At 67.8% G+C, this 6,000-nt stretch carries 6 protein-coding genes; 3 read left to right on the forward strand and 3 right to left on the reverse strand.

Translation table 11 applies throughout. The features are described 5' to 3' along the window. Window positions 1–9: 9 nt before the first annotated feature. A complete protein-coding gene (locus OS124_RS0101005; protein WP_010137392.1) occupies window positions 10–1,551 on the forward strand; it encodes an ATP-dependent DNA helicase in 1,542 nt (513 codons plus the stop codon). Further along, complete coding sequence (locus OS124_RS0101010; protein ID WP_010137393.1) at window positions 1,548–2,267, forward strand: SDR family oxidoreductase; 720 nt, start codon at window positions 1,548–1,550, stop codon at window positions 2,265–2,267. Before OS124_RS0101005 ends, OS124_RS0101010 begins: the two co-directional genes overlap by 4 nt. A gap of 51 nt (window positions 2,268–2,318) precedes the next feature. On the opposite strand, the gene OS124_RS0101015 is transcribed toward OS124_RS0101010, so the two are convergent. Beyond that, a complete protein-coding gene (locus tag OS124_RS0101015) occupies window positions 2,319–3,194 on the reverse strand; it encodes a 3-hydroxybutyryl-CoA dehydrogenase (protein WP_010137394.1) in 876 nt (291 codons plus the stop codon). A gap of 164 nt (window positions 3,195–3,358) precedes the next feature. On the opposite strand from OS124_RS0101015, the gene OS124_RS0101020 reads away from it, so the two are divergent. Next, a complete protein-coding gene (locus OS124_RS0101020; protein WP_010137395.1) occupies window positions 3,359–4,192 on the forward strand; it encodes a DUF6473 family protein in 834 nt (277 codons plus the stop codon). A 370-nt stretch (window positions 4,193–4,562) separates the two neighbouring features. Here the strand turns inward: OS124_RS0101020 and OS124_RS0101025 are convergent, their stop codons facing one another. Together OS124_RS0101025 and OS124_RS0101030 are read right to left on the reverse strand one after the other, a co-directional pair. Beyond that, on the reverse strand, window positions 4,563–5,489 hold the full coding sequence (locus OS124_RS0101025) for an electron transfer flavoprotein subunit alpha/FixB family protein (protein WP_010137396.1): 927 nt from the start codon (window positions 5,487–5,489) through the stop codon (window positions 4,563–4,565). Further along, on the reverse strand, window positions 5,489–6,000 hold a 512-nt coding region (locus OS124_RS0101030), incomplete at its 5' end, for an electron transfer flavoprotein subunit beta/FixA family protein (protein WP_010137397.1). The genes OS124_RS0101030 and OS124_RS0101025, both read right to left, overlap by 1 nt.

Raw genomic sequence — 6,000 nt, forward strand, 5'->3', positions numbered from 1 at the left:
CGTCGCGACATGACTGTCCCCGCGCTCACATTCTCCGAAGACCAGGCCGAAGCCTGGGACCGAATCTCCGAGACCCTCAAGGGCGCCGGGATCGACCTGCTGGAAGGTACCACCCAGCCCGCGATCGAGGGACGCCAGCGCTCTCTTGCGGTGCTGGGCAAGGCGGGCTCGGGCAAGACCATGCTGCTGGCCCAGCTCTACAAGGCCTGCGAGGCGGCCGGGGTCGCCATCGTCTCGGGCGACTACGAGCCCAAGCGCGACCGCGACGCCCGCACCCTGGCCATCCTGGCCCCCACCAACAAGGCCGCCTCGGTGCTGCGCCTGCGCGGCGTGCCGGCCACGACGATCCACCGCATCCTCTACAAGCCGGTCTATGACCCGGTCTACGAGGCTATCGCGGAATGGCTGGAAGGCCAGGGCGAGAAGCCCGAGATCGACGGCGCGACGCCCGAGATGCTGGACCGCGCCAAGGCCTCCTACGAGATCAACAAGTCGATCCCCGCCGCGCTGGCGGTGGCTGGCCTGCGCGGTTCGGACTTCATCACCGGCTGGAAGCGGCGCGACGATCCGCTGGACGTCGGGTTCATCGACGAGGCCTCGATGCTGGACGAGCGCCAGTACGACGACCTGCGCGAGATCTTTCCCAACCTCGTGCTCTTCGGCGATCCCGCGCAGCTGGCCCCGGTCGGCCAGTCCGGCAAGATGGTCTTCGAGGCCCTGCCGGAACCCGCGCTGCTGAACCTCGCCCGGATCCATCGCCAGGATGCCGACAACCCGATCCTCGACCTGGCCCATGCCCTGGCCGATCCGATGGTCGATTTCTACGCCTTCGAACGCATGGTCGAAGAGAAATCCCGCGCCGACGACCGCGTTGTCTTTGCCGGCCGGGTCGAGGCGGGGCTGATGTCACGCTCGCCGGTGCTGGTCTGGCGCAATGCGACCCGCATCCGGCTGATCAATGCCTTCCGCCGCGTCCATGACGCGCCCGAGGACGCGCTTCTGCCGGGTGAGCCGCTGATCTGCGATGGCATCGAACTGCCCCTGAAGCACCGCAAGAAGCGCCTCGACCTCGAGGCGCGCGGGCTGATCAAGGGCGCCCAGGTAATCTACCTCGGGCCGGGCAAGCGCGGCGGTTTCTCGCGGCTTCACGTGGTCGGGGCCGAGAACCCCCAGGTCTCGGCCGCCTCCATCGTAAAGATCGAGAAGCCGGACGAGGAAGAGCCCTTCATCCCCTATGCCGCCCGCATGGGCGCCACCTTCCTGCACGGGGCTGCGGTGACGATCCACAAGGCGCAAGGCTCCCAGTGGCGCGACGTGCAGGTCTTCGCGCCCGACATCGAGGTCGCCTCGCGCATGGGCCGGGTCGAGGCCGGCCAGCCGCTGTGGAAGCGCCTCGCCTACGTTGCCATCACCCGCGCCGAGGAACGCCTGCTCTGGGTGACGCGCAACCGCCTGTCCAAGCCGACAGAGCCGCTGTCGGTCGAGGACCTGCGCGTCAACGCGGCGCCGACGCTGACCCTTCAGGCCCAGACCGAGGGTGATTTCGCATGAGCACCATCCTGATCACCGGCGCCAGCGCCGGCATCGGCGCCGCCACCGCGCGCCATTTCCTCGCCCAGGGCTGGACGGTGGGTCTGCTGGCCCGCAGCGAGGACAGGCTGCTCGCCCTGGCCGAAGGCCAGCCCCGCGCCCATGTCCTGCCTGCCGATGTGACCGACGAGGCGCAGGTCGCCGCCGCCTTTGCCCGCTTCGCCGCCCGGGCCGGCCGCCTCGACGTGCTGTTCAACAATGCCGGGATGTTCGGCACCCAGGCCCCCATCGACGAGATCCCGGTGGCCGAATGGCGCCGCATCGTCGAGGTCAACCTGACCGGCATGTTCCTCTGTGCCCGCGAGGCCTTTGCGCAGATGCGCCGCCAGACCCCCATGGGCGGGCGGATCATCAACAACGGGTCGATCTCGGCCCATGTCCCGCGGGAGGGCTCGGTGGCCTACACGGCGACGAAACATGCGATCACCGGGCTGACGAAAAGCCTCTCCCTCGACGGGCGGCCCTTCGACATTGCCTGCGGCCAGATCGACATCGGCAATGCGCGGACAGAGCTGCTGGACGGTATCATCGCCCGCAGCCCCGACACCCCGCCCCCGGTGATGGAGGTCGGGGAAGTGGCAAGCACGGTGCTGCACATGGCGCAGCTGCCGCTTGCGGCCAATGTGCAGTTCATGACCCTGATGGCGACGAAGATGCCCTATATCGGGCGCGGCTGAGGGCTGCCGCGCGCCCGCAGGCCGCCGGCCCCGCATGAGGGCCGGCACTCCTCAGCGCGTCGGGACCGGCGTCTCGCCCCGGTAGTCGTAGAAGCCGCGCCCGGTCTTGCGGCCCAGCCAGCCGGCTTCGACGTATTTGGTCAGCAGCGGGCAGGGGCGGTACTTGGTATCGCCCAGACCGTCGTGCAGCACGTTCATGATCGCCAGGCAGGTGTCCAGCCCGATGAAATCCGCCAGCTCCAGCGGCCCCATGGGATGGTTCGCGCCAAGCCGCATCGCGCCGTCGATGGACTGCACGTTGCCGACGCCTTCATAGAGCGTGTAGACCGCCTCGTTGATCATCGGCATCAGGATGCGGTTGACGATGAAGGCGGGGAAGTCCTCGGCCGAAGAAGCCGTTTTGCCGAGGGTTTCGACAACCTTGAGGCAGGCGTCGTAGGTCTCCTGGTCGGTGGCGATGCCGCGGATCAGCTCGACGAGCTGCATCACCGGCACCGGGTTCATGAAGTGGAACCCCATGAATTTCTCGGGCCGGTCGGTGCGGCTGGCCAGCCGGGTGATCGAGATCGAGGAGGTGTTCGAGGTCAGGATGGTCTCGGGTTTCAGGTGCGGCAGCAGGTCGGCGAAGATCGCCTGCTTGACCTGTTCCTTCTCGGTCGCCGCCTCGATCACCAGGTCGGTTGGTCCCAGGTCGGCGAGCTCGAGGGTGGTCGAGATCCGGGCCAGGGCCGCATCCTTCTCGGCCGCCGAGATCTTCTCGCGGCTGACCTGCCGTTCGAGGTTCCTGGTGATGGTCGCCACGGCGCCGTCCAGCGCCTCCTGGCTGATATCGTTCAGCAGCACGTCATAGCCCGCAAGTGCGCAGACATGGGCAATGCCGTTGCCCATCTGGCCCGCGCCGATCACCCCAACAGTCCGGATCTCCACGTGATCCTCCCTCTTCAATCTGGTCGGGGGCAATGTGGACCGCCGCCGCCCCCTCCGCAAGCCCAGAGCAAAGCCTGCCGCAGGTCTGCTCCTGCCGGGCTTAGGTCTTTGGCAAGCTTTCGCGGGCACACTGGAGGGTGGGTGAGACATGAGTGGTGGGCGATATGAGCTTTGACCAATTGGGCCGGGGTGGCCTGGACTATTTTCCGTGCCGGTATGGCCAGTCGAAGACCCTCTTCCGGGGGCCAAGGCGACGCATCGACGGCGATTTCATCGCCTTCCTGGGCGGGGCCGAGACCTACGGCAAGTTCATCGCCCATCCCTATCCGGCGATCCTGGAAGAGCGCCTGGGCCTGCCTGCGGTCAATCTGGGCTGGGCCAACGCGGGGGTGGATGCCTTCCTCTGCGACCCGGATCTGCTGCGCGTCGTGGCACAGGCGCGGGTGGCGGTGATCCGCCTCCCGGGGGCGCAGAACATGTCCAACCGCTTCTACGCGGTGCATCCACGGCGCAACGACCGCTTCCTGCAGGCCTCGACCCTGCTGCAGACGGTCTACCGCGAGGTCGATTTCACCGAGTTCCACTTTACCGGCCACCTGCTGGGCAGCCTGCGCGCCCAGTCGCGCGACCGCTTCGCCATGCTGCGCGAAGAGCTGCAACAGGCCTGGGTGGCGCGCATGGGGCAGTTGCTGGACCGCATCCCGGTGCCGGTGCTGCTGCTCTGGTTCGCCGATCATGAACCCGGCGCGCCCGACGACGAGGCACTCGACCGCGACCCGCTCTTCGTCACCCGCGAGATGCTCGCGGCGCTGACCGACCGGGTCAATGGCCTCGTCACCTGCGTGCCGAGCCCCTCGGCCCAGGCCGAGGGCACCGCCGGGATGATCTTCTCGGCGATGGAGGCGCCCGCCGCTGCGGAACAGCTCTCCTCCGCCGCCCATGGCGAGGTGGCCGAGGCGCTCGCCGAGCCGCTGAAAGCTCTGCTCACATCCAGCTGACGCAGCCCCGGTCCCCCAGGTTGCGGATCAATACTCATGGCCTCGGGATGGAACAGGGTCTCTCCTCCCATCCGATGGCCGAAAATACTGCGGGGGAGCCTCCGGCACGGAGGCGGGGCAGCGCCCCCATGACGCCCGCCCCGAGGGCTCAGCCCGTCGGCTAGAATATTTATGGCCGTCGAGTAGGGGGGGCGGTCCCGCTGGGGGCAACGGCCCTCCCTCATATTCGATGGCGAGGAATACTCCGGGGGAGGCGTCGCAGGCGACGGGGGCGGAGCCCCCAGCCCCTTCCCGTCCAAGGCAAAAGGCCCGCCATGACTGACGGGCCTTCGCAATCTGCGTAGGGTGGGTGCAACCCACCTCTCCAGCTTCAGAGCTTCTCGATCAGCTCGGGCACGGCCTCGAAGAGGTCGGCAACCAGGCCGTAATCGGCAACCTGGAAGATCGGCGCCTCTTCGTCCTTGTTGATCGCCACGATGACCTTGCTGTCCTTCATCCCGGCAAGGTGCTGGATCGCACCCGAGATGCCGACGGCCACGTAGAGCTCGGGCGCCACGACCTTGCCGGTCTGACCCACCTGCCAGTCGTTCGGGGCAAAGCCCGAGTCGACCGCGGCGCGCGAGGCCCCGACGGCGGCGCCCAGCTTGTCGGCCAGCTTCTCGATCAGCGCGAAGTCCTCTTCCGAGCCCACGCCACGGCCACCCGAGACGACGATGCCGGCCGAGGTCAGCTCGGGGCGGTCGCTGGTGGCCAGCTTGTCCTCGACCCATTCCGACAGGGCGGGGTCTTCGGCGGTGGCGGTCGCTTCGACGGAGGCCGAGCCGCCGTCGCCGGCAGCGTCGAAGGTCGAGGTGCGGAAGGTGATTACCTTCTTCGGATCCAGCGACTTGACGGTCTGGATGGCGTTGCCGGCGTAGATCGGACGCTCGAAGGTATCGGCATCGACCACGGCGGTCACATCGGTCAGGATCATCACGTCCAGCAGCGCGGCGACGCGCGGCAGGATGTTCTTGGCATCGGTGGTGGCCGGCGCGACGATGTGGTCGAAGTCGGCGCCCAGCTTGGCCACCAGGGCCGAGACGGGTTCCGCCAGGCGGTGGCCGTAAAGCGCATCCTCGGCGACCAGCACCTTGGCGACACCGGCGATCTTGGCGGCTTCGGCACCGGCGTCGGCGGCTTTCGCGCCGACCGCCAGCACGGTCACGTCACCCAGCTTCGCGGCGGCCGAGACGGCCTTGGCGGTGGCATCCAGCGCCAGCACGCCGTCGTTGATTTCGGCAAGCAGAAGAACGGCCATTACACGATCCCCTTCTCTTTGAGTTTCGCCACCAGTTCGTCGACCGAGCCGACGATCTCGCCGGCCTGACGGGACTCGGGCTCTGCGGTCTTGACGACCTGCAGGCGCGGGGTCACGTCGACGCCGTAATCCTCGGGCGTCTTGGTTTCCAGCGGCTTCTTCTTCGCCTTCATGATGTTGGGCAGCGAGGCGTAGCGCGGCTCGTTCAGGCGCAGGTCGGTGGTGACGATGGCAGGCAGCTTCACCTTGATCGACTGCAACCCGCCGTCGACCTCGCGGGTGACCAGGGCGGCGCCGTCCTCGATCTTGACCTCGTTGGCGAAGGTCGCCTGGGACCAGCCCAGCAGGGCGGCCAGCATCTGGCCGGTGGCATTCATGTCGTTGTCGATGGCCTGCTTGCCGGCGATGACCAGCTCGGGCGCCTCTTCATCGACCACGGCCTTCAGCAGCTTGGCGACGGCCAGCGGTTCGATGTCGGTATGCACATCCTCGGCGGCGGTGATCAGGATGG

Origin of the sequence: Oceanicola sp. S124 (assembly GCF_000220565.1) — a bacterium.
GTDB lineage: Bacteria > Pseudomonadota > Alphaproteobacteria > Rhodobacterales > Rhodobacteraceae > Pseudooceanicola.